The 23,292-nt window shown below is 57.2% G+C and carries 17 protein-coding genes; 10 read left to right on the forward strand and 7 right to left on the reverse strand.

Annotated elements, in window-relative coordinates:
- The first annotated feature begins 243 nt into the window (after nucleotides 1–243).
- From J5Y06_RS22195 to J5Y06_RS22210, 4 genes are all read left to right on the forward strand, one after another.
- Nucleotides 244–1,104: a class I SAM-dependent methyltransferase gene (locus J5Y06_RS22195; RefSeq protein WP_209337391.1), complete on the forward strand. Its 861-nt coding sequence runs from the start codon at nucleotides 244–246 to the stop codon at nucleotides 1,102–1,104.
- A 115-nt stretch (nucleotides 1,105–1,219) separates the two neighbouring features.
- Nucleotides 1,220–2,083 (forward strand): glucose-1-phosphate thymidylyltransferase RfbA, encoded by an 864-nt coding sequence (gene rfbA / locus J5Y06_RS22200; protein ID WP_209337392.1) that lies wholly within the window; start codon nucleotides 1,220–1,222, stop codon nucleotides 2,081–2,083.
- 195 nt (nucleotides 2,084–2,278) lie between these two features.
- Nucleotides 2,279–3,358 (forward strand): polysaccharide pyruvyl transferase family protein, encoded by a 1,080-nt coding sequence (locus J5Y06_RS22205; protein ID WP_209337393.1) that lies wholly within the window; start codon nucleotides 2,279–2,281, stop codon nucleotides 3,356–3,358.
- Between the two features lie 16 nt (nucleotides 3,359–3,374).
- Complete coding sequence (locus J5Y06_RS22210; protein WP_209337394.1) at nucleotides 3,375–4,490, forward strand: glycosyltransferase family 61 protein; 1,116 nt, start codon at nucleotides 3,375–3,377, stop codon at nucleotides 4,488–4,490.
- On the opposite strand, the gene J5Y06_RS22215 is transcribed toward J5Y06_RS22210, so the two are convergent.
- The 3 genes from J5Y06_RS22215 to J5Y06_RS23200 are packed head-to-tail and all read right to left on the reverse strand — an operon-like array spanning nucleotide 4,413 to nucleotide 8,472.
- Nucleotides 4,413–5,510, reverse strand: coding sequence for an acyltransferase (locus J5Y06_RS22215; RefSeq protein ID WP_209337395.1), 1,098 nt, complete (start codon nucleotides 5,508–5,510; stop codon nucleotides 4,413–4,415). The genes J5Y06_RS22210 and J5Y06_RS22215 overlap by 78 nt on opposite strands.
- 32 nt (nucleotides 5,511–5,542) lie before the next feature.
- On the reverse strand, nucleotides 5,543–6,781 hold the full coding sequence (locus tag J5Y06_RS22220; protein WP_209337396.1) for a glycosyltransferase: 1,239 nt from the start codon (nucleotides 6,779–6,781) through the stop codon (nucleotides 5,543–5,545).
- Nucleotides 6,778–8,472 carry a glycosyltransferase family 2 protein gene (locus tag J5Y06_RS23200; protein WP_209337397.1) on the reverse strand — a complete coding sequence of 565 codons (1,695 nt, stop codon included), beginning with the start codon at nucleotides 8,470–8,472 and terminating at the stop codon, nucleotides 6,778–6,780. The genes J5Y06_RS22220 and J5Y06_RS23200 overlap by 4 nt, the downstream gene beginning before the upstream one ends.
- A gap of 931 nt (nucleotides 8,473–9,403) precedes the next feature.
- Between J5Y06_RS23200 and rfbC the strand changes: the two genes are divergently transcribed.
- From rfbC to rfbD, 3 genes are read left to right on the forward strand one after another with little or no spacing between them, the layout of a single operon-like run.
- Nucleotides 9,404–9,958: a dTDP-4-dehydrorhamnose 3,5-epimerase gene (gene rfbC / locus J5Y06_RS22230; protein ID WP_209337398.1), complete on the forward strand. Its 555-nt coding sequence runs from the start codon at nucleotides 9,404–9,406 to the stop codon at nucleotides 9,956–9,958.
- Between the two features lie 12 nt (nucleotides 9,959–9,970).
- A complete protein-coding gene (rfbB, locus tag J5Y06_RS22235) occupies nucleotides 9,971–11,035 on the forward strand; it encodes a dTDP-glucose 4,6-dehydratase (protein WP_209337399.1) in 1,065 nt (354 codons plus the stop codon).
- On the forward strand, nucleotides 11,032–11,907 hold the full coding sequence (gene rfbD, locus J5Y06_RS22240) for a dTDP-4-dehydrorhamnose reductase (RefSeq protein ID WP_209337400.1): 876 nt from the start codon (nucleotides 11,032–11,034) through the stop codon (nucleotides 11,905–11,907). The genes rfbB and rfbD overlap by 4 nt, the downstream gene beginning before the upstream one ends.
- Nucleotides 11,908–11,988: 81 nt before the next feature.
- On the opposite strand, the gene J5Y06_RS22245 is transcribed toward rfbD, so the two are convergent.
- The 3 genes from J5Y06_RS22245 to J5Y06_RS22255 form a co-directional block, all read right to left on the reverse strand.
- Nucleotides 11,989–13,284 carry a site-specific DNA-methyltransferase gene (locus J5Y06_RS22245; RefSeq protein ID WP_209337401.1) on the reverse strand — a complete coding sequence of 432 codons (1,296 nt, stop codon included), beginning with the start codon at nucleotides 13,282–13,284 and terminating at the stop codon, nucleotides 11,989–11,991.
- Nucleotides 13,285–13,501: 217 nt separating this feature from the next.
- On the reverse strand, nucleotides 13,502–14,716 hold the full coding sequence (locus tag J5Y06_RS22250) for a hypothetical protein (protein ID WP_209337402.1): 1,215 nt from the start codon (nucleotides 14,714–14,716) through the stop codon (nucleotides 13,502–13,504).
- The gene (locus tag J5Y06_RS22255; RefSeq protein ID WP_209337403.1) at nucleotides 14,694–15,143 is read right to left on the reverse strand and encodes a DUF5681 domain-containing protein; all 450 of its coding nucleotides are present in this window, start codon (nucleotides 15,141–15,143) and stop codon (nucleotides 14,694–14,696) included. Before J5Y06_RS22255 ends, J5Y06_RS22250 begins: the two co-directional genes overlap by 23 nt.
- Before the next feature lie 793 nt (nucleotides 15,144–15,936).
- Between J5Y06_RS22255 and J5Y06_RS22260 the strand changes: the two genes are divergently transcribed.
- From J5Y06_RS22260 to J5Y06_RS22270, 3 genes are all read left to right on the forward strand, one after another.
- Nucleotides 15,937–20,760 (forward strand): DUF4214 domain-containing protein, encoded by a 4,824-nt coding sequence (locus J5Y06_RS22260; protein ID WP_209337404.1) that lies wholly within the window; start codon nucleotides 15,937–15,939, stop codon nucleotides 20,758–20,760.
- A 141-nt stretch (nucleotides 20,761–20,901) separates the two neighbouring features.
- Nucleotides 20,902–21,516 carry a TetR/AcrR family transcriptional regulator gene (locus J5Y06_RS22265; protein ID WP_209337405.1) on the forward strand — a complete coding sequence of 205 codons (615 nt, stop codon included), beginning with the start codon at nucleotides 20,902–20,904 and terminating at the stop codon, nucleotides 21,514–21,516.
- A 297-nt stretch (nucleotides 21,517–21,813) separates the two neighbouring features.
- Nucleotides 21,814–22,500, forward strand: coding sequence for a LuxR C-terminal-related transcriptional regulator (locus J5Y06_RS22270; protein ID WP_209337406.1), 687 nt, complete (start codon nucleotides 21,814–21,816; stop codon nucleotides 22,498–22,500).
- A 93-nt stretch (nucleotides 22,501–22,593) separates the two neighbouring features.
- On the opposite strand, the gene J5Y06_RS23385 is transcribed toward J5Y06_RS22270, so the two are convergent.
- Nucleotides 22,594–23,286, reverse strand: coding sequence for an invasion associated locus B family protein (locus J5Y06_RS23385; protein WP_342453477.1), 693 nt, complete (start codon nucleotides 23,284–23,286; stop codon nucleotides 22,594–22,596).
- Nucleotides 23,287–23,292 lie beyond the last annotated feature (6 nt).

A 23,292-nucleotide genomic window follows, 5' to 3' on the forward strand; every position in this document is an offset into this window, starting at 1 on the left:
ACGGCCGTCCGAGCACGGCCGGCACCTGGATGATCAGCCGCGATGCCAATGCCAGCACGCTCCAGGGTCTGCCGCCTTTTTGTGCGGCCGATGCTGGGGCGCTTGGAAAGGAAGAAGCTGTGGACATGCGCCTCCCTATGCCACAGCCCACGCTCTTTGCGTATAGAAACTTGCATAGGGGCTGCTCCCGGCACATGAACAGCCTGGCGACCCACGATTCTCCTTTGCAAGGCAGCCGCTTTCTTGACGCTTGAACGCCTCACCCGCCTCCTCGCCTATGCAAATCCCTACGCGGAGTCCCTGCCCCTGCGGCCGCCGGTCGGTGTTCCCGCAAGCTTCATCGACCCGAGCTATCTCGCCAACAACGTTTTTTGGCAGGAAGACGATTTGGAAGACCGGATCCGCTGCGATACGGCGCCGATCCCGCATGCCGATAACCGCGAAGGCTACCATGGCGATTACCACCTCGCCTTCTGGCTCGGCGGCTACCGTGACTACCGCCGTGCGGTGGACACCTTCACCCAGTATGGGGTCGAACCGCGCCGCGTGTTCGAATTCGGCTGCGCAACGGCCCGAGTGCTGCGCCATTTCTATTTCCAGGCCGGGGCGGAATGCTGGGGCTGCGACTTCAAGCCGTCCAACGCCGAATGGATGATGCGCTACCTGCCAAAGCCCTTCAAGGTCTGGCAGAACGATTATTATCCGCGCTTGCCGGTGGAAGATAACTACTTCGACGCCGTTACCGCCTTCTCCGTTTTTACCCATATCGACGAAACGGAGTCCGGTTGGCTGCTGGAACTGCGCCGCATCCTGAAACCGGGCGGCATCGCCTACCTGTCGATCCACAACGAGGAAACCTGGAAGATCAAGGACAGCAATCTCCTGACCACCGTCAGGGACTACCTGACGCCCGAAATCGCGGATAGCCCAACGCTGCCGGTCGGCAAGACGGTGGCGACCTTCCGCCAGGATGACCCCTATCGCTGCAACGTGTTTCATTCGCGCGAATACATCAACCATGTCTGGGGCCGCTATTTCGACATCCTGGACATACTGCCACTGCGTCTTGACAAGCAGGCAATCGTCGTGTGCCGCAAACAATAAGTTGCTGCACCGCATGGCAACCTCTTGATCTTCGTGTGCCCCGCCCCTACCAGTGCTGGACGTCGCCTCGGGCGGATTGCCGCCCGTGTACGCCCGAAGCACGAAGGAGCCTGGCGTGAAGGGTATTATTCTTGCTGGAGGCAGCGGCACGCGCCTTCATCCGATGACGTTGACGGCTTCCAAGCAGCTCCTGCCGGTCTACGACAAGCCGATGATCTATTATCCGCTGTCGACGCTGATGCTGGCGGGCATCCGCGACATCCTGATCATATCCACGCCGCATGACCTGCCGCGCTTCGAGGCGCTGCTCGGCTCAGGCGCGCAGTGGGGAATGCGCTTTTCCTATGCCGAACAGCCCAGGCCGGACGGGCTGGCGCAGGCTTACCTGATCGGCGAAGAATTCGTTGCCGGCGAGCCTTCGGCGCTGATCCTCGGCGATAACCTGTTTTACGGCCACGGTCTGCCCGAACTCCTGGCGCAGGCCGCCGTGCCGGCAACCGGCGCGTCGGTTTTCGCCTACCATGTCAACGATCCCGAGCGCTATGGCGTCGTGTCGTTCGACGCATCGGGCCGCGCCACCACCATCGAGGAAAAGCCGGAAAAGCCCGCCTCCAACTGGGCGGTGACCGGGCTTTATTTCTATGACAGCCGCGCGTCGGAAATCGCCCGCACGTTGAAACCCTCGCCACGCGGCGAGCTCGAAATCACCGACCTGAACAAGGTCTATCTGGAAGAAGGCACGCTCAACGTCGTGTCCATGGGCCGCGGCTTTGCCTGGCTCGACACCGGCACGCCGGACTCGCTCTTGGAAGCGGCCGAATTCGTCCGCACGCTGGAACACCGCCAGGGTTTTAAGATCGCATGCCCGGAAGAAATCGCCTTCCATCAGAGCTTCATTACCGGGGAGCAGCTGGCCGAACTCGGCAAGAAGCTCGGCAAGAGTGGTTATGGGAAGTACCTGCAGCGGATGGTTGGTTAGCACTAAAATGAACCGCGACCTTACAACGCGGTAGAACCCCTGTCATATTGGTGGTAGCTGAGCGCACGCAAATTAGTTAACACGCTTCATGCTGTGAGAGCGCCTAGCGCTTGGAGAGACAAGCCTGTGACCGGACGAAAACCACGTATTCTTGTCATGATCCCCGCTGGGAAGCGGTACAATCATGATAACGTTATGATTTACGATCAGGTTCGCGAAGACTACGTCAGGTCGTACTTCAACACTGGCGATATGATGGTCTACGACTCAACGCTGAAGCTGTTGGACTTCGCGGACGTTGACGTGCTAAAAATTGCAAACCCTACCGAAGCGGACATCGAGCGCTACAACAGTGAATTCGACTACGCTTTTCTCCGTGGCTCAAATTTCATTCATGAGCATATGCAATGGGAGAAAGCGATTTGGGTGCTCGAACGCCTTACGATCCCTGTCCATGCTATCGGGGTCGGCGCTCAGGCGGAGAAACATCGCGCGATTGAGCTTAGCGCTGAAAGTAAGCGTGTTTGGAAGCTGATCTCAGAGCGAACTCGAGCTATTGGCGTTCGAGGCGGGTTTAGTGCCGAAGTCTTGAGCCAAAATGGGGTAACCAACGTTGAGGTCGTCGGCTGTCCATCTTTGTTTCGAAAGCGCGACCGAAATCTCAGGCTAAACCTCAGGTTGTCGGATGAGATTCGCAAGGTGGCGTTCAGCTTGCGTCGCGAGACGAGTCACTACTACGCTATAGATACTCGCGACTTCACTCAAGTTCAGAAAAAGCTACTTTTGCGAGTCGCGAACGCGTACGATACAACAGTAACTATACACGGCGAGCCTCCCGAAAAGGCGTACTTCGTTCAAGATAAAGAGGGTATGGCGAAGGCAGATGTCCTCCTCCGCCAACAGGGGTGGTTTGATCCTGAAAGCGAACCAGCCCTTAAAGCCATCTACAACCACCGACTGTTTCTCAACGACCGGGTGGAAGACTACGACTCCGAAATCGTCAAATATGACACGGCTTTGGGCTACAGAGTGCATGGCATTCTTCCTGCACTAGCTAATAGCGTTCCGGGACTTATGGTGAATTACGACAGCCGATCAGCGGAACTTGCGGAGACGTTCTCCATACCAACAGTCTCGGCAGAAGATGCTCTTCAGCGCCCATTTGCTGAGTTGTTCGGGCTTGATCAGTTTTCGTCGTTTCAAAAAAGCTTCACCAGCAACTATGACCGGATGAAGAACTACATCCAGAGTCTTGGTGCAGCGACACGCATGTAGCTAAGGGTCAATCTGCATGAAGCACCCGATATCTCAGCGGCTAGGCGTCGAAAGCTACGGCCAGCCCGTGGAACTAGCTACATCAACCACGGTGTCTAGGAAAGCTAACATCGGCCGCATAGTCTCTGATGCGAGTTGCACCAACTCCCGGTCGATGCCCTGGACGGAGCGTTCGATAGAGTTTGGGCCTACTCTCGCTCGTCGCCTTCACGGCGTCGATGTGGCTCGCGGTTATATCGTTTCTGACGTCAAGCACATCTATTTGGATACTACGATCACGGCCCTCGTCACTTCAGAGCCGGGTCGACTATTGGCGTTCGCAAAGAACCTCTCAGAGCAAGCAGCTTCGGCGAGCGAGGTTTCGACCTTCGTTGAAGAACCCGTAATATTTGTGTGCAACGAGGGTAGCGGAACTTGGGGGCACTGGGTTGTCCATAATCTACCAACTCTCATCATGCTAGGCGACAAGTTCCGGGACGCACGGATCGCGATTCCGCAAGCTTATTTCGGATCTCGTCCGAGTTTTCTTGAGTCCTTACTTTTTCTAAGGCCCACGTTTGCTAGTAGATTGCTGCCTATACGCAGCGAAGTTACCTACCGGTTTGATACCCTCCTAACTTCGGATTTCCTGTATCAGGATCGATCGATCCACCCAGAAGCGCTGAAGATACTGGAGTCAGCTGGCAGTGTTCCGACAACCGTCGATGTTTTTTCACGCGTATTTCTTAAGCGGGTGACCCCAGGCAAGCGGGAGGTCGCAAATCTAGAAGCGGTAGAACGCATTCTCCTGGAGAATGGCTATTCGATAAGCGAAGTGGGAAAGAGCAGTTTTGCCAGCCAGTTGCAGCTCTGGCACGACGCCTCTCACGTATGCGCCGTCCTGGGAAGCGATCTAACCAACATCGTTTTCGCAAAAAGCAAAATGCAGATACTCTCAATTACTCCAGAATGGTTTAGCGACCACTTCTTCTTTGATTTAGCCGCCGCGAAGGGCGCGATCTGGAGCGAAGTCTTTTGCGGGGAAATGATCGACGAGAAAACTCCTTTACATACTTCAAGTTTCCGAGTGGACCAATTTACTCTTCAAGAAATGATTCTCAGCATGAGGAACCGAGAAACGAGCCCTGTCTGACTTGCAGGTTGCGACATACTGTAGAAGAGCAGAGACTTCTGGGTATAGATGGTAGCTGGCCGCGGTTGAAGCGGAAGTCGGCGATGCAATTTCAAAAGAAATCTTCTCTAGATCGCCCTGGGGCAAAGATCTGGCGCGCGCCAAGTTCTTGCTGAAGGATGGCGTAAAGTGACCGGAAGAGAAGTCGTGTCCTTCATCCAATTCACTGATCGCCCGCCGATCCCACGTCACTCCTTCTTTTACGGCCACCGCTGGTGATCCGGCATAGATCCTAGAAGGCAGAAGCTGCCCGCTTGTTACAGCGCCTTGACCAACCACTGTTTCCTCACCGATTTCTGTACCCTTGTTTACCAGCACTGCACGCGAAAGCCAGACGCGAGGGTGCAAGATGACAGGCCGAGGAGGATTTATCCGCTTTCGAGTGGCTTTGTCGATGATAGTATGAGAATCGCTTGTCCTGATGTAAACGGCAGTTGACACCATGCAATCGCTCCCGGTGAGAATATATGAGCCCTCCTGAACCAAGAAATTGCTTCCCTGCTGCACAGTTGTTCCTGATCCGAGGATTACGAATCCGGCCTTTCCGTACATGTGGATCAGTAAGCCTTCTGTCCTGCAGTTGAATCCGAAGCACACTGTGTTCGTCTCTGCTAGCAACGCGATATTCGTGTCGATTAACAGCGCATCAGTCCCAATGTAGACGCACCCTGGTTTACTGCCGCTTACCCGCGTCCGCTTGAAAGATGCGCCTGCTGCGATAAAAACTTTCGCGCTTGGGTTTTCTATTTTTAACCCTTCAATGTCACCGTCACGCACCTCCCGGTATTCACTCAGGGGTTCTATTCTGCAATTGACCTCTCCATCAGTGTATGAATTCAAAACCTGTGCTAAAATATAGCTGAAAGAAGGGTCGGGCTTCGCTATCCCAATTTGGCTCCATAAACCCTGAGCTGAAGTCGATATCCATTCCGGTAAATTCGGCGGAAGCCGTCCAGCAGCGATCGAGTTTTGGTCAGTCATACTGTTGTATCCGCATGTGTTTATCGGGAGGTCTATGTGAGCGATGCTACAAGCCGCTTATACAACCGCGCGCTCTCCGCATAGCTCACGCTTTTCAGCAGGTCCGGTTGTTCAACACCGGCGGGCACATAGCCCTGCGCGATCATGGTGAGCTTTTCGGCGAGGTCGAACGGGTTGCGAGCCTCGAAATGCAGGCCGGTGACGCCGTCGCGCACCTTTTCGGCCATGCCGCCGATATCGGCCGCCAGCACCGGCTTGCCGCACACAAGGGCTTCCTGGATCACCATGGGCGAGTTTTCCCACCAGATGGAGGGGATCACCACCCAGTCGACCTGGCTCATCTTGCGAAACAGTTCCGTGCGCTCGTAGCCCCCGACCCAGCGCAGGCACCCTTCCTCCAGGAGCGGCGCGCGCAATTCCTTGATCAGCACCTGGAAGGCTTCGGAGCGCTGTTCGAGGTTGGCGCCATGGATTTCCACCCGAAGGTCGCGCCGGGCGTCCGGCGGCACGAGGCTGAGCCCTTTCAGGAGGATGTCGACGCCCTTGTATTCGGTGACCTGACCGAAAAAGCCGATCTTCTGTATGCCGGGCTGGCCGCGGCGTGGAATGTCGCGCGCAAAGCTCGGCTGGCCGTTCTCGATCACGGTGATGCGGTCGGCCGGAATGCCCCAGTCGATGTAGCGCTGGCGCAGGAACTCCGAGGGCGACACGAACATGTCCACGACCTGGAAATGCTTTTCGATGTAGCGCCGGCGCAGCCAGAAGCTTTCGGGCGAAACGGCGGGAAAGCAGAGGTGGCAGTCTTCCAGCGAGGCGCGGTAACACAGCCGCTTGGTCGAATCGGTCTTCACCATCTGCCCCTGATGGTTGCAGATCGCGGTGTATTCGTGAAGCGTCAGCACGAGCTTCGCCTGCGGCAGCGTGTGGCGGATCTCGCGCAGGAGTTCCAGCCCCATATGGGCGTAATGATGGACATAGATCGTGTCCGGCCGGTGTTGCCGGAGGAACGCGCGAAAATCCTTCACCACCGCAAGCGCGTTGGCGGTGCGCAGCTTGAACCAGTCGCCCATATCCTGCCGCCACAGATACTCGCCCGGGCGGCGACTGACGATCGCGCCATGGCCGATCGTGCCGAGATCGGAGCGCGCCAGAAACAGGGCGCCGGTCGTGTCCGGGTCGTCGCGCAGCGTGGTGTAAAGATTATAGGCCGCGATCTCGCCGCCCCCGACGCTGAAATCGGGATGAGCATGGGCAATCACGAGCACCTTCATGCGGCGGGCCTGAAGCGGGGGTCCTGCAGCAGGCCGTCAATGGTCGGCCCCCAGGCCGTCTGGTGGCGGTGCAGATTGTAGAACACGACGCGCTGGCGAAACCCGCCGCTGCCCAGCCCCGAAAAGGACTGGCGCTCGAGATGCACCAAGGAAATATCTTCCACGCAGACGATCTCGCGCCCCGAACGCCGGACCTTCAAGCAAAGGTCGGAATCCTCGAAGTCGCCGATCAGGAACTGTTCGTCAAAGCCACCCACTTCCGCAAACACCTCGGCTGCCATCAGCATGCAAGCGCCCGTGACCGCGATCCGCTCGAGAGGCTTCGGCCGCGGTGGTGGCGGCTCCATGCCGGAACCCGGATGCTTGTTAAGGTAGCCGCGCAACGCGTTGTCCCATTCAAACATCATGCCGTCATGCTGGATCGAGCCGTTGCAATAAAGCAGGCGGCCGCCGACGATGCCGAGATGCGGATTCTCCGCCAGGGGCTTCAGCATCTTCTGCAGCCAGCCGGGGCGGGTCGGAAACACGTCGGAGTTCAGGAACAACAGCGTTCTGCCTTTGGCGTGCTTTGCGCCAAGATTGTTTGCGCCGGAATAGCCACGGTTGACGCGACCGTCGATCACCGTGAAGCCCAGCTCGTAGACCTGAGACAGCATGGCCGCTTCACTTAGGATCGTTCCGCGGATCCGCGGGTCGTCGATCACGAAAACGATCTCGGCCTGCTTGCGGACAAACGGATCGTCCGAAAACTCCATCAGTTGCTGCTGGAGGAAGTCTGTTCGCCCATAAAGCGGAATGATGATCGAACAAAGCGGATTGGCAGGCGGCTGGCCGAAGGTGGCAATCTCGGGCTCCAGTCGATGGAAGGCATTGTTGCGCGCTTCGATTAGACCACCGACGACTGGAACGATATGGCTGGACAATCCGGCCTGGAAGCGATCGGGCGGGAGCGGAAAGTCGAAAGCCCATTTTGCGAAACTTGCTGGCTCCTGAGGCGCAGCGGTCCAGTCTCCCCTCGCGATCGTATAGGCATGATTGCCTTCAACGGCGATGAGCTGCAGCCTGTCAGTCGCATGCAGCTTGCCGGGGAGAGCCAGAAAAAAGCCGGCATCCATCGAAAAGGCGCCGAAGTCCTTCTCGAAGGCTTGCGTGATGTCATCCCTGTGCCAGCGGATTGCGTCGCAAACGAACCGAACGATCCCGGAACTCGTTGCAACCAGTATCTCGCAGGTCGGCACGCTGAGAGCCCATCCCGCAACCACGCCACCCACGGAAAAGGCAGCCTTGGCTTGCTCGATATGGCCGCGCGCCGCATTGAACAACGGCGGTGGATCCTGCAAGAACGGAATGATCTGACTGGCCCACCGCAGTGAATGCGCTGTGGCGGACAAGAGAGCCCCTAGCCTCGGCACCTGCTCCTTGACCAGCTGGACCATCGCTTCTGATTTCGCGATCGGCGGCAGCTGGAGTGTCAAGGAAAGCTGCTGCTGATCCGGACAAACCAGTTTGATCGTGTTTGCTTGTAGCCCGCACTGCACCACGAGAAGGAAGCCGCGCACATCGTCGCGCGAAATTGAATAGGCGTCTGCCACGTCGACACGCTCGAACAACTCCTGGCGAGAAGGCAGAAGCGCTCCATCCACGCTTCTCGCCTCCAGCGCGATGGCTTCAACAAGCCACCCCGTGAGCACCAGACATCCGTCGGCTAAAACTGCATGATCAATACCGACTCCACACTCGATGGCCCCCTGCTCAGACGGCACCACCAGAACACAAGGCGCTGAGCGGACGGCGCCCACGTGACGCCCCACCAGGAGTGATCTGCTCGAAGGCGGGGCTGCCTGAGGCGTGACCACCGCAACCTCAGCAACTGGGAGCGCGGTGAGCTCAGTTGTCGGCTTTGCTGATACCCGTTTGAAGACGTGATCACGCAGCCACTGAACGGTGGGCCTTTTTGCCGACCATTCGAGCTCTTCCCCAGTGGCCGATACGATCACTCTCAGGGGGTCTGTCCCAGGAACATCCCGGATCGCAGACCTTGCCTGCTCGGTCACACGATCCCACGCGATCCGGAAGGTGCATCTCGCAGTTCTGCCCAAGGCCAGCGAAATGTCGTCACGCACCTCGTCAGCCAAACCTGTCAGAAGAACCACATCCCCCGCGAGGAGCGTCCAGCTGGTTGGCTGATCAGGACTGGCAATCCCAAGCAACCAACCGAAGATGCCATTTTCGGAGTCCATGTAATCGACGAGCCCAGCATAGCCACCATCGAGGTGGCCAAAGAAGGTTGGGATCGTCTTTTGTGAAGGGCTATGGATCACGCGCAAGTCTACTTCAGAATACCAACCCAGTCAGTCGAACTACCAGCTTCAAGCAGCTGATACCTTCTTCGGCAGGGAACGACTTCCGAATTACAAAAAACCAGCCTCCACAGGCTTTTTGCGATCTCCAACTGCGTGGAAGAAGCTTTTGGCACGGCTGACACACCTTCGCCGCTGACGGCAAAGCTTCTCGACACGCGCGCGATGGCAGTCTTCACAGACATCTCGTCCCCAGATGTCGACAGCAACAATCTGACAGGTTATAGCTCTTCGCGCCTGCAAAAAGTCAAGTCGAAGTTTGATGCTGACGATCAACAAATTAGCGGTTTCTCCGGTCGTCGAGCTTATTCCTCGACAATTTGGCGACCACCGCGGCTTCTTCTCAGAAACGTTCAATCAAGGGCGACTGTCCGAGGCCGGCTTTCCTGACACTTGGGTCCAGGACAATCAGTCACTATCTAGGGAACGCTTCACTCTGAGGGGGTTGCACTATCAGGAACCGCCCTTCGCACAGGCGAAGCTGGTACGCGTGCTTCAAGGAAGCATCTTCGACGTTGCCGTCGACATTCGTCGGGGATCTCCGACATTTGGCAAATGGGTGTCCCTGATAGTCTCCGCAGATGCGTTCAATCAGATCCTTGTTCCAGAAGGGTTCGCCCATGGCTTCCTCACGCTGGAGCCGAACACGGAAGTCTTCTACAAGGTTACGGCGCCCTACTCGTCGGCTCATGACAGGGCCATCCGTTGGGATGACCCCGCTCTTGCGATCGACTGGCCGCTCAACGGGAACGACCCGCATCTATCGGACAAAGACGCCGCCGCCCCACTCCTCGCCGACGTCACACTCGTATTCTGAGGATCACCGGACATGAATATTCTCGTGACCGGCGGCGCAGGTTTTATAGGATCTGCAGTCTGCCGCTATCTCATTGCCGAAACACAGCACCGGGTGGTTAACCTCGACAAGCTAACATACGCTGCCAATCTAGAGACCCTTTCCTCGATCGCTGGAGACACGCGCTACTGCTTCGTGCAGGCAGATATCGCGGACAGCGCGAAAGTTGCTGAATTGCTGCGCATGCATGACATTGACACCGTCATGCATCTAGCGGCGGAAAGCCATGTGGATCGCTCCATCGATGGGCCAGGTGAGTTTATCCAGACCAACATCGTCGGCACCTACCGCCTCCTCGAAGCTGCGCGCGGCTACTGGGCCGGTTTGGCTGGCGAGAAGCGCGAGCGCTTCCGCTTTCACCACATCTCCACTGATGAGGTTTTCGGGACGCTCGGCTTCGATGACGGACTCTTCAACGAAACTACGCCCTACGCTCCCTCGTCTCCCTACTCCGCTTCAAAGGCAGCGTCAGACCATCTCGTGATGGCGTGGCATCATACCTACGGTCTTCCGGTGGTGCTTTCGAATTGCTCGAACAACTACGGACCATTCCATTTTCCCGAGAAGCTGATCCCTTTGATGATCCTCAACGCTTTGGAGGGGCTGCCGCTTCCGGTATATGGCACGGGTGAAAACGTCCGCGATTGGCTCTATGTCGACGACCACGCTCGCGCGCTTGTGCTCGTTGCCACTAAGGGAGAACTCGGCCGCTCATACAACATCGGCGGTCGCAATGAGCGCACAAACCTCACGGTAGTTGAAACCATCTGCGACGTGTTGGACCGTATTCAACCCCTGAATAGCGGCACCAGCCGACGTGATCTGATCACTTTTGTAAGCGACCGACCGGGACACGATATGCGCTACGCCATCGATGCGACGCGCATCGAAACTGAATTGGGGTGGCGAGCCCATGAGACGTTTGAAACTGGGCTCGAGAAAACCATTAGATGGTACCTCGAGAATGAAGCCTGGTGGCGGCCGATCCGCGCTTCTAAATACTCTGGAGAACGCCTCGGGCAGCGGAAAGCGTCGTGAAGGTGCTCGTTGCAGGTCGATCTGGACAAGTCGCGCAGTCTCTGGCTGCACGATCAACTCCTGAACGCGTCTTTGTGGCGCTTGGCCGTCCCGATTTGGACATCACAAACCGCTCGTCCATCGATGCTGCTATTGCAGCGCATCAGCCAATCGCAGTTGTCAACGCTGCCGCTTACACGGCAGTCGACAAAGCGGAAACGGAAGTGGATGCAGCGTTCGCAGCAAACGAGCTCGGCGCTCGCAACCTTGCTGCAGCAGCACACGCTGCCGGACTGCCGATCGTCAATATCTCCACTGACTATGTCTTCGCCGGAACCAAAACAGGTCCTTACGTTGAAGGCGACCCTGTCGATCCTCAAAGCGTCTATGGCCGCTCTAAACTTGCTGGCGAACTTGCGGTTGCCGCAGCCAGTCCGGCACATGTTACTCTAAGGACCGCATGGGTGTTCAGCCCTTACGGGCACAACTTCCCGAAGACGATGCTGCGGCTGGCTGCCGATCGCGACGTCGTTCGAGTGGTGGCTGACCAATACGGGAGCCCCACCTATGCGCCTGACATTGCCAAGGCGATTGACGTAGTGCTCGACACGATCCTAGCTGCACCGGATCGTGAGCACTGGCGCGGCACGTTCCACATGGCCGCTGAAGGTTACTGCAGCTGGGCAGACTTCGCGGAGGAAATCTTTGCACAGTCCGCTGCTCGTGGTGGTCCATCCGCAAAGGTCGAGCGTATTGCCACGGCAGAGTACCCAACGCCAGCCAAACGCCCGCCGAATTCCATGCTCGACACCAGCCGGTTCCGAGCAGTGTTCGGACACTCTCTGCCAACATGGCAGGAGGGTACAAAAGCTTGCGTTGAGGCGGTGAGATGAGCTCGCGCTGAAAAGCTTCGCGGCTCACAAGTTTAGAGCGCCTGCGCGCTTTTTGATCGCGATGGTGTTAAACGGTCAGCTTCAAGCGCGACGCAACCCCGTCTTAAGCGTGTCCGCATTCTCGAGCTTCGCTTCCCGTCCGGTAAGCGAGCACCAACGATCCACAGCGACATCAACATACGCGGGGTCGATCTCTACTCCCCTGAGACGCCGGCCGATCCTCTCAGCAGCAATCAGTGTCGTTCCCGATCCTAAGAAGACGTCGAGGACCGTATCCCCGCGCCGCGTTACATCGCTCAAAGCGTCGGCGACCATGGCCGTTGGCTTTACGGTCGGATGAAGCGCGAGGTCCTGACGACGGCTTCCGCGCATCGAATTGACAGACGGATAGTCCCAAACATTCGTCCGGTTGCGCCCGTGCTTGCCGAGCTCCACGGCGTTGAAATGCTGCTCTTGCCCAACCCTGTAGACAAAAACCAGCTCATGCTTCGAGCGGTAAAGCGAACCCATTCCTGCGTTCGACTTGTTCCAGATGCACAGGTTGATCAGGGCTCCATAGATCTTGGCTGCGCTGCTCTGGAGTTCGGTCATGTGCCGCCAGTCCATGCAAACGAAGTGCACGGCCCCATCCCTCGAAACGGCCGCGGCAGCACCAAGTGTGCTTTTCAGGAAGCTTTGGAACTCAGTCTCAGACATCTCGCCTGAAGCCATCGCAAACTCTCGGTGCCGGCCGCGAGAATTCGCGTGTCCGCTGATTTTTACGTTGTAGGGTGGGTCGAGGAAAGCGGCGTCGACCTTCTCCCCGTCTCCTACGACCGAACGCAAGAAATCGACGTCCGCGGCATCACCGCAGCCAATCCGATGATCACCCAGGATCCAAATGTCCCCACGCTTCGATCGTGGCGCCGTTCTTACCTCAGGGATGTCTTCATCGGCTGGATCTTGCGGAGGGTGAAGGACCAAGTCGATTTCACCCGTCGAGAAACCCGTCAGATCGAGATCGAAGTTCAGCTCCTCCAGCCCTCCGAGTTCCACCTGCAAAAGCTCGATATCCCACCCGGCATTAAGCGCTATCTTATTGTCTGCCAGGCGAAGCGCGCGGACCTGCGCTTCAGTCAGGTCGGCAAGGCTGATTGTCGGCACCTCGTCCAGGCCCAACTGCTTGGCAGCAAGAAGCCGGCCATGACCGGCAATGACCCTAAGATCCTGGTCTACAAGAATGGGGTTGGTGAAGCCAAACGCCTTGATCGAGTTTTCGATCTGCTTCGTTTGCTTCCTCGAGTGTGTTCGCGCATTCCGCGGATCGGGCTTCAGCTCGGAGAGGGAGCGGTACACAACGGTCAGGTGCTGCCCCGACAACTTTCTGGTGTTCGACATCTCGAGCTCGCCTTCAAAGCTCGAAGCGTGTCACAGGTGTCTTAAAACAAGCTGATGTTGCAAGTACGTCCGAGCGTGGCTGCCGAGGTCAAGCCAGCGGCAAACGCCACAAGCGTTTACATGAACCGCAAGGGACCTTTGGCAAACCTGCGCAGATATCCCGATGCGCTGAAGCGAGCAGCGGGATGTCTCGAGGGCTTCTTCCGCGGCGGACGCTCTACAGGGGTGCCCAGACCACTGCTTTGCGCGCCTGCATCTCCTTCATGCCGCGCATTGCATGTTGCATCAGCTTACGCTCGCGGGGAGTCAATTTGCGTTTCGGGAGCGGACCAGTGCTATTCGCAAGTTCCACGCTGCGGCGCTGCTGTTCTACAATGGACGCTTGCAGCTCTTCCATCGTTCCCCAGCGGTCTTGCTGATAGTCCTCATAGATTGAATAACCGCCGAAATACGCTGCCTTGATGTCATCTCGCATATCCAACGCAAACAGCGCGCTCCAAGCCAGTGGATCACCGGGGCGCCAGTTCTTTGGTCGTTTGCTGAACAGGTACTCCGAACGGACCTCATTTTCATCCCAAGGCGCAAAGTCCCCCTGCAGGTACTGCCCGATGAAGTTGAATCCCCCGATCTCGTCCAGACGCGCCTCCAGCTGCTCCGCGCTGTCGCGTTCTGGATCTAGAACTTCGTACGCTTCTCTCGTGTAGACACGACCACTCGGAAAACGGATGTCCTCCTTGGTGCGCGTGATTGCAGGCAGGGCTAGGACTTCATACTCTTCACTTTGCGTTTCGAGCAGATGTCCACATAGGTCGTCTGGATGAACCCGCTGCATCACGATGATGATTGCGCCGTCGCTCCGGTTGTTCAGGCGGGTGCGGACTTCTGCATCATACCAGCTGTTGACGGCGTTCCGTCGTCCCTTGTCCTTGGCAAATTGAGGGGACAGAGGGTCATCGGCGATGATCAAGTCGGCCCCTCGCCCGCTAAGCTGCTGCCCAACAACAGCACACGTGATGCTGCCTCCTTGTCGCGATCGAAGGGATGTTGCGCCCTTCGACCGCAGGTCAGCCGCTGGAAACAAGGATCGGTAACGGGATCCACCGACCAGTTTCATCACTTTGCTCATCAGTTCAGCAGCGAGTTTCTGCGAACCCGCGATAATCAGGATCTGCTTGGTGGGATCGCGCCCGATGACAAAGGCAGGTAGAGCGACGGACGCGATCTCTGATTTGAGGGCCCGGGGCTGAACATTGATCATTAAGCGCCGCGTTCTGCCGCGTGCGACCTCCTCACAATGTTCAGCAATAAGCTCGGTAGCCAAGTTTCCTCGGAGCACTTCCCCATGAAGTTCACGGTATGCAAACCCGTGAAACGGTGGAAAACTGCTGCGAAAAAGCGCGGCAACCGCTTCACTCTTGGTCGGACGGCTCATCAGATTTCTTTTGCCCGTCTTCCAAGAAGCGCTGCAAGAGTTCCTCGTCGTCCTTCGTCGGCGTGAACGCCTCGGGTGACGGTTGGATATCGAGCACTTTGATCAGAAGCTGTCTGGCGTGCGGTCTGCCGAGGATGGCGTCATTTACAAGCGCTCGAATGACAGCGTGACGTCTCGTGATCCTCCGAGTAGTCCCGTTTTTCTCGCGTACTTCGATTAGCTCTGCGAGATCTTCAAGAAGCAACACGTTCGTGTTCTCACTGCGTCGCTTCCGTCCACGAGGATTTCCAGAATGCCCCTTTTTGAATTGCGAGTGCTTTGGAGGGTTTGCGTAACCCACTTTGAAATCTGGTTTCGAATACGATTTCTCTGATGATTGCAATTCGTTTTGCAAACCAGTTTCTATTTTTTGGAAAGATCGTGTCATGACTTGTCTCCTCTAAGAAATACTGAACTCACGTTAACACTATACTCATACACTGGAGTTTATTACCTGAAAAGGCCCTGTCCAAAAAAAGGCGACCGGACGACGCAACTTGCTCGGGAAAGGGGAAAATTCCTTCTGCTGTGTGGGGCTTCGGAGTAAAAGCAGCCGCGGGCTTTCGCCCTTTCGCCACCTGCTCCAGGCCCGGAAAACAAACCCGTGGCGGCGCCGTTGATGCGCTAGGGCCTCCGCCCCTCGATTGCACCCGGCCAAACCGTTAGAAAATGGTTGGATTGCCAAGTCATTCTGACGACGGAGCCGGCGAGGCAGACAACTGCATTAGAAACATTCGCCTCCCCGGCTGAGGCATCTTCAGCACTCAGGCGATCCCCCCACCCGACAGTAAACGCCGGCGTCTCTCCGCCGCGGAGTTGCCAAGGCTTCATCGAGAAGGGGGCACGACATTACGCCTCCATCATCGCTGGTCTACCGCCAGGGATGACTGCGTGAGCGGCGTTGTTGATGTCGACCTCCGCTACCGCTCGGTTGAGGCTTTTGCTCTCGCCGCTTCCTTTGCAGCGGTGCAACGACAACTCAAAGCGAGCTGCCTTAACCTTCACCCATCGGGCACAGCGGGAAGTGGAGCGTCTCCAAAGTCCACGCGCTGCTGAGCAGTCCTCCAAGCTAAGAAATTTTCGATCTGCAAATTATTAAGATTGCGTTACGTTTGGGAAAGTGCATTAGATGAAGAAGTACAGGCGTCACCTTGGCGCGGAGAGTATTTCAGGGGGCTGGGATGTCTATTCACCATGGCGAGACCATCGCTGCGGCGCAGAAGCTTGCCGACGAAGCATTGCTGCGATTCGTGCTTGAGCTCGGGGACTCAAAGTCGTTGGCATCGCTGCTTACGGAGATCTTCGGCCCCTCTGCAGCCGATGATGTCGCACGGGCCCTTACCTTGGGTCAGACAGATTGGCCTGAAATCAGGGTAGTAAGCGACGCATCTCTGCAAGGTGCCTTGGCGGCTTACGTGGCCGGTCGCGATCTGATCCTGATCTCGGATAAAGCTCTTCAGATCAACGATGCAGAGCCGGGCTTTCTATCGCGCCTCCTGATCGAGGAGTACGGCCACCACCTCGACCACCAATTTAACGGCGTAGACACCCCTGGCGATGAAGGCAGCGCCTTCTACTCGGCTGTTCAAAGCGAAGGCTTCATTGTCCCTGATACAACGCATGTCGAGGACCAGGGCTTCGCGTCAGTTGATGGTCAACAGCTCGCGGTTGAGCAGGCTACATTGTCTGACTCCGGTGGTTTCGAGGGCAGCCAGACCACCATCGCGTTGGAGGGCTCTGGCGACAATGTCTTGAAGTACAGCTTCGAGATGTACGGCATCCCGGACCGCTTCGTTGTACGATATGAGGGGAAAACGCTGCTCGATACTGGCTTTGTAAGCGGCAGCCGCTCGGGCGAAGTTAAGATTGATCGGGGCACCGCCGACAACGTACAGGTCTACGTCATCACGGATGATGCCGGTACCGCTTGGAACTATAGCCTTGAGACCGAAGGCGATGAATGCCCTGATACCGCGCCGCTGAGTGTCAACGCGGTTGGCGGCAACTTTGAACACGACCCGAGCACACCCGATACCTGCACCTATACTGGTACGGTTATGATTGGCCGCGAGGATGGCACCAGCCAGTTGCTCCGAGTCGAGGGCGGCACCGTTACAATCAATAAGACCGAAGTTTCTGTTAGCGGGGGCACCGTTTATGCGGCCATAGGCAACGTTTCGCAGCCGCTGTTTACCGGAAGCTTCAAGATCCCTTACGCTACCGGAAAGGCCACCGACCTCAACGTCGGCAGTTTTCTCTCACTCGGCGGGCTTGAGGTTGATCTGGAAGGCTTCACGGTCGGTAAGAGTGGTGTCCGTTTCGACACCGAGTTTGCCCTGCCGGGTGAGATCGGCGCTATTCAGGTCAACAAGCAAACTGTTAGCAGCGACGTTCTCGTTCTCGATCAGAACGGCCTCAACTTCGCGGGTCCAAGCTTCAAACTCCGCTTGCCGGACGCGGAGTACAAGTTCCTCAACTTGATCGAAGCCAAAGCCTCTGACTCGACGATCGGCTACAGCGCCTTCGATCAACAAATCAAGTTCCAGAGCAAGATGGAGATTGCGGCGCCAATCAAGGGCGTCGACACGAAGCTTACCGTCGATATCCTGGATCCAAACTTCGTCAGCGTCCAGAACGGCGAGGTCGACTTCAAGGGCAACATCAAGTTTGAGCGCGACATTGAGCTTGGTAAGTTCAAGTTCAAGGACTTCTCACTTGCCATTGACACCACGGGCACACCCACAACCGTTGCGGGCACCGGAACATTTGAACTGCCGGTCGGTGCACGAACGCCGTCCATCGCGCTAACGCTGGGTGCTGCGCTTGATCCGCTGGCCATCAACACGATTGGTTTTAGCGTCGACAACATGAACATCCCGGCGCCTGCCATCCAGCCTGGGCTGTTCTTCCAGAAACTCGCATTGGGCGTCGACAAGCTCGCGCCGGGCAATGCGGATCCGGTGACCTATTCCGGTGGCGTTGGCTTCACCTACGGACCCACCATCAACATCGGCAAGGTTGGCCCATTCGACTTTGGCAACTTCGCCGTCAGCCGCGGCGATGTCGATGTTTCCATCAACCAGGATGGTTTCAAGGGAACCGGAACTGTTTCCGTGTTTAGCCCAAGCCTGCTGAAGGAAACCGGCACGATCGACCTGAACTGGGCAAAGGGTACTTTGGTCGTCAACGGCGGTTATGAGTTGCTGTTTGGCGCCGCCAAGGGCGACGGAATCCTTAAGATCGACAAAAGCTACAATGTCGGTCTCGGTGGTTCCGCCAGCGTCGCGATCCCGAATATCGATGGCATCCCAGGCTTCCTGAAGGGAAAGACGCTTCAAAGCGGTAACGCGGCGCTGACCTTCACCAACGATAACAATCTTGGCAATGACTCGTCAGCCGTTTGGGGCACGTATTCGTTCTTTGTGTTCGGTCAGGAGGTTACCGGCGTTTTCGGCTTGCGGGCCGAATTCGATGGCGACTTCAGCGTGATCGGCGCCAACAACATACCTTTGGCGCCGTCCGCTAGCCGCATGGCGCTGGTGGCTTCAGCTGACGCAGACGCAGCTTTTGCTGTGGCTGCTGCCGCTGATGAAACGGACTATGTGCTGCTGATGCTCGAATGGTCGAACACAGACGCGGCGCGTCCGGATCTGGTGATCACCAAGCCTGATGGCAGCACGGTGCAGCAAGCCGATTTCGCCGACAACAACATCATGATCGTGGAGGAACTCTCGGGCGATGGTGTGGTCACCGTGGCCGTCGGCCCCGACACGGCAGGCGGCACGGTTCCCACGCAAGGCTGGATGATCGCGGCTGCCGACGAAACTGGTCTTGGAGACGTCACAGGGTCGCGCTTCGAGATCGCTGAACCTGCTGCCGCAGAAGTTACGACGGTCGCATCGGGTGCTGGCAACGTGTCTATCGGGTACGTCGTGACGTCCGATGCATCAGCCGGCGACGTGACGCTCTATTACGACGATGACGGCGACGGGTACGACGGCGTTCCGATCGCAAGTGGTCTTCAGTTCACACCGGGCGCCACCGCAACTTATACCTGGGACACTTCAGCCGTCCCGACCGGCGATTATTATGTGTATGCCGTTGTCACCTCTGAGGGTGGCGTGCCCACCCAATCACCCTATGCCACGGACCTAGCCGTGGTCGGGAGCGGAGCGGATCTGAGTGTCGTCACGAGCCTGGACAACGTCGTCGTTGATGCGGCCGCAGGCACGGTCACTTACGAGGTGACCTTGACCAATGAGGGCGCTGCCACGGCAAAGGGTGTTGTTTTCACGGAGAGCTACACGGCCGGAGCCTACTACTACTATGATACGGATGCCGGAGCGGACTACCTAACGAGCACGGACAACCTGTTCTCTGTGGAAGTTGGTGACATTGCTGCCGGCGCCTCTGAGACGATCAACATCACGTTGTACCGCAACGGCAATGACGCGGAAATCGTTTCGCATTCTTCCGCTGCGAGTACGACGAGCTTCGACGATGATCTCCTCAACAACACCGATGATGGGTTGGTAAGCTTTGTGGAAGTCGTGCCGACTTACGCAGACCTATCGGTTGAGCTCGTCACGGCTGCCGGCAATGGTGCGGTCGGCGATCAGGCAAGCTATACGCTTCGGGTGACGAACAGCGGCCCTGAAGGTGCCGACAACGTGATCCTAAGCGAATATGTGGAAGGCATGGTCTCAGGTGGTTACGGCGTAGCCAACTACCAGATCTCCGGTGGCAGTTCCGGACAGCTGACCGCTACGAGTCAGGCAATCAATCTTGGAACGATGGCCTCCGGTGAGTCCAAGGAGATCACCATCTCCGGCAAGATCCAGACGGCTGGACCGACCATTTCGTCGAGCGAGGTGCGGTCAAACACGACCTATGACACAAATTTCGACAACAACAGCCTTGTTCAATACCGTACCGCAGACGCAGCTCAGGTGGTTCAAGCTGATGTGAGCCTCGCAGGCACCGTTGATAAGACGACGTTTATTGCCGGCGACACCCTGACTTTCACCATCAACCTCACAAATGCCGGGCCCAATTCGGCAACGGCACTGCAGGTGAAGTTTGAGAATTCAGCGGGGCTGGAGATCCTTTCCGGCAATCCGGGTGTGCAGGGTACCTTCGACCCAGCAACAGGCATTTGGGATGTCGGCAATATGCGCGACAACCTCACCCGTTCCCTGACGGTCACCGTGCAGGTCAACGATGCGGATGCCCAGTTTGCCCGGGCGCAGCTGGTGGCCGTTGGCGAACCGGATCCGGACTCCGCCCCCAACAACGGCTACACCGGTGAAGACGATGAGATCGTGTTCTTCGGAAGCTCCGGCGGAAACCCCGGTGGCGGAGGCGGTGGCGGTGGCGGTGGCGGCAACCCTGGCCCCGCCATCTTGAATGGCGACGACGACAACAACACGTTCTCCAACGTGCGTGCTCCCAGCATCGTTGATGGTAAGGGTGGGTTCGACACGGTTACGATCGACGGATCTTTGTCCGACTACACGCTTCAGCCGATCGAGGGCGGCTTCACGCTTGTTCCGATCGACGGGTCGAGCCAGCTCATCGAGCTGAAGAATGTCGAGCAGATCGTCTTCAACGACACCTCCTTGATCCGCAACGATACGGACATCGCAAAGACCGTCTATGCTCTTTACCAGGCGGTTTTTGACCGCACGCCGGACCTCGGCGGCCTCACCTACTGGGCAAACGAGGCAGCGAAGGGCGTCGATATCCAGAAGATCGTCGAAGGCTTCGTCAACTCGCTTGAGTTTCAAACCCTCTACGGTTCAACGCCGTCCGACGACGCCTTGATCGACGCGATTTACCAGAACGTGTTTGATCGGGCACCTGACGAAGGCGGCCGCATCTACTGGCTTGGCGAACTGGAAGCTGGCCTCTCGGACGAGGACCTGTTCATCGGCTTCGCCACAAGTCCGGAGATGATGGGCATCATCAAGAACGCGGTTGATGATGGTCTCTTCTTGATGAACTGAACCCAAGCCGCCGACAAATTATTAGCCCATCCAACAACAAGGCGGCGCAGCAAACAGGCTGCGTCGCCTTCGCGCCTAGCAGCTCGGGTCATTCGACGTTATCTGTTTCACCTCCACACAGGTGATTCAGATCGACGGCAGATGGCAAAGAAGATCGCAGATATTCGGCGGCCGGAGATCGTCGAAGCGCTCTACCAGGCAATCCAAACCCATGGGATCTCGCTGCCCAGCTACGACAACGTGGCACAAAGCGGCGACATGTCGCGCCAGCTTATCAGGCACTATTTTCCGGACCCTGAAGCACTCGCCGTAGCGTTGTGCGACCATCTTGCCGCAACATACCGCGATTGCCTCATGCGGGGCATCATCGCCTCCGATGATAACCGCCGTCTTCGAACGTTTCTCGACTTCTACTTCGACTTCCTGAGCGAAAAAGGGCTCGAAAAACCTCGCGATGACAGCGTGTACGACGCACTTTTCGCTTATGCTTCAACATCCGACCGGGTAAAGCGCAACTTGCACGATCAATATGCGCTGCTTCAGATGACAGTGGCTCATGAAATCCAGATCAGTTTTCCCACTCTACCGCAGCCAGCCTGCCGCGAGCTCGGTTATCTGCTGATCTCGCTGATGTATGGCCACTGGAAATTTGTAGCTACTTTGGGGTTCTCCCGAGACTACAACCGCATCTCGCGGGAGGCGATGGATCGGCTTATCGAGTCCTACGTTCACCGCTACGAGAATCCCGAAGCCTGAGTGAATGCCGTTAAATGTGATCAATCCTCATTCGCCCGATCGAATGTGAGCGGCCCGACAACCATTTGTTCAGCCGGCACAGGACATACCCCTCTGAGCAAGAGGAGATTTTAAGCTTTCATCCACAACTATTTGTGCTAATGTAACTTGACGTTGAAATGATCATCTCATTGCAACGCGGGTGCTCTTGGCGCTTATTGGGGTTAGCGCGCAGGTGCATCTCGCTACGTAGGAAAAGGGCGAGCTGCGCTGGCGCTTGTGTTTACGTGGGGTGTGCTGACCAGGAGGGGGGACAGCATGCGAACGTATTTAGTAGGACAAAGCAAACTATTCCGCTTCGGTCTCTCGCTCATTTTGCGAGATACGCAGTTCGCCGTTCAGTTTGAAACTGATGCGGTTCGGAACATTGTTGGAGATGACCTCGAGCGTGCGCTGGTTCTGATCGAGAAGCCAGACGACATCGCAATCATCTCAAGCGATATCAAAGCGCTCAAATCGTCGTCCAACCCGCCTTGGGTCGTTCTGCTGGCCAAGACGATACAGCTAGAGCAGTTCGCGGCCTGCGTCGCGTGCGGGATTGATGGATATCTTTTGGAAGATATCTCGCCCGAGGCACTGCTGGACTCGTTGCACCTGGTGACACATGGGGAAAAGGTCTACCCGAGCCAACTCGCCACTTATCTCTGCGCAGAGCATGTGTCTCCGCTCAGGCGCGACGTCAAAGAGCTGGGCCACATCATTCCATTATCGGACCGCGAGTTGCACATTGTGCAGTGGCTAGCTGATGGCTGTCCAAACAAGGTGATCGCAACCAAGCTCAACATCACCGAAGCGACCGTTAAAGTCCATGTGAAGGCCATCCTAAAGAAGCTTGGCGTGCGCAATCGCACACAGGCAGCGATATGGGCGATACAGCACGGCATCACTTTCTCGCCCGAGCTTGTTGTTCCCTTGAGCAGCATGCCGCCCCGGCTCCACCTCTGAAGGTTTCAGCACCTCGGGGGGAGTTTGGCCCCAGCCGACAAAAAGCGCGAAGCGAGCCGCTCCGCGCTAGTTGTGGTCAGTTGGTGTTGCCGGCTATTGCTTGGCGACGAGCTCGTCTGCGGCCGCAGTAAAGCCCGACAAAGTCATCGGGATTGAAACGGGCCGACGGTTCATAGCTGTCATTGTTACATTGAACGTGTTGCCTCGCTTCATGGACGCGAGGAGGGCCTCGTTCATCGGGATCACAGCGTAAACACCCTTGTCGTCGCTTGCCTCGATCGGGATGCTCTTCTTCTGACCACCATCGACCTGGTACACGACGCCGCCAGGAAGATGCAGGCCATGTGGCAAGGCCATAACCATCGACAAACCTTGTGGCCGCTTGCGAATGGATACCGCTAGCACGCGCTCGCCCTTCGGATTGGCGAGCGTTTGGAACATCTGACAGCTGCCTCCCTGGGCGCCTTGTCCTTCGCTGCAGCGGACATTCCATGGCTTCACGGGTGCGGCGGCTTGCACGGGTCGCTCGGCTGCGGCTGCGGCTGTCGGCGGCGGAGCGGCCGGCTGATCAGGTGCAAGTTGCGCCGCTTGTTCTGAGCCCGCAGTTGCTCCTGTTGGCGTGGTCTGTTGCCCGCTGGCGCTGCTTGTCAAAAGGAGGCCAGCAAAGGCAGAGAGCACGAAAGATGAGGATGTTCTCCCCACATGATGACGTGTACGCATGGGTACATCTCCTTCGGTTGATTGATTTGACTCCGGCCGCGCCGTGAAGCGCGGCCGGAGCTGCATGGAGGA

The sequence above is a fragment of the Tianweitania sediminis genome, from assembly GCF_017813335.1.
In the GTDB taxonomy this organism is placed as follows: Bacteria; Pseudomonadota; Alphaproteobacteria; order Rhizobiales; family Rhizobiaceae; genus Tianweitania; species Tianweitania sediminis.

Coding starts and splice junctions, on each gene's coding strand:
- J5Y06_RS22205 (WP_209337393.1), top strand. CDS start 2,279: ATGATTTACGATCAGGTTCGCGAAGACTACGTCAGGTCGTACTTCAAC.
- J5Y06_RS22210 (WP_209337394.1), top strand. CDS start 3,375: ATGAAGCACCCGATATCTCAGCGGCTAGGCGTCGAAAGCTACGGCCAG.
- J5Y06_RS22215 (WP_209337395.1), bottom strand. CDS start 5,510: ATGACTGACCAAAACTCGATCGCTGCTGGACGGCTTCCGCCGAATTTA.
- J5Y06_RS22220 (WP_209337396.1), bottom strand. CDS start 6,781: ATGAAGGTGCTCGTGATTGCCCATGCTCATCCCGATTTCAGCGTCGGG.
- rfbC (WP_209337398.1), top strand. CDS start 9,404: ATGCTGACGATCAACAAATTAGCGGTTTCTCCGGTCGTCGAGCTTATT.
- rfbB (WP_209337399.1), top strand. CDS start 9,971: ATGAATATTCTCGTGACCGGCGGCGCAGGTTTTATAGGATCTGCAGTC.
- J5Y06_RS22245 (WP_209337401.1), bottom strand. CDS start 13,284: ATGTCGAACACCAGAAAGTTGTCGGGGCAGCACCTGACCGTTGTGTAC.
- J5Y06_RS22250 (WP_209337402.1), bottom strand. CDS start 14,716: ATGAGCCGTCCGACCAAGAGTGAAGCGGTTGCCGCGCTTTTTCGCAGC.
- J5Y06_RS22255 (WP_209337403.1), bottom strand. CDS start 15,143: ATGACACGATCTTTCCAAAAAATAGAAACTGGTTTGCAAAACGAATTG.
- J5Y06_RS22260 (WP_209337404.1), top strand. CDS start 15,937: ATGTCTATTCACCATGGCGAGACCATCGCTGCGGCGCAGAAGCTTGCC.
- J5Y06_RS22265 (WP_209337405.1), top strand. CDS start 20,902: ATGGCAAAGAAGATCGCAGATATTCGGCGGCCGGAGATCGTCGAAGCG.
- J5Y06_RS22270 (WP_209337406.1), top strand. CDS start 21,814: ATGCGAACGTATTTAGTAGGACAAAGCAAACTATTCCGCTTCGGTCTC.
- J5Y06_RS23385 (WP_342453477.1), bottom strand. CDS start 23,286: ATGCAGCTCCGGCCGCGCTTCACGGCGCGGCCGGAGTCAAATCAATCA.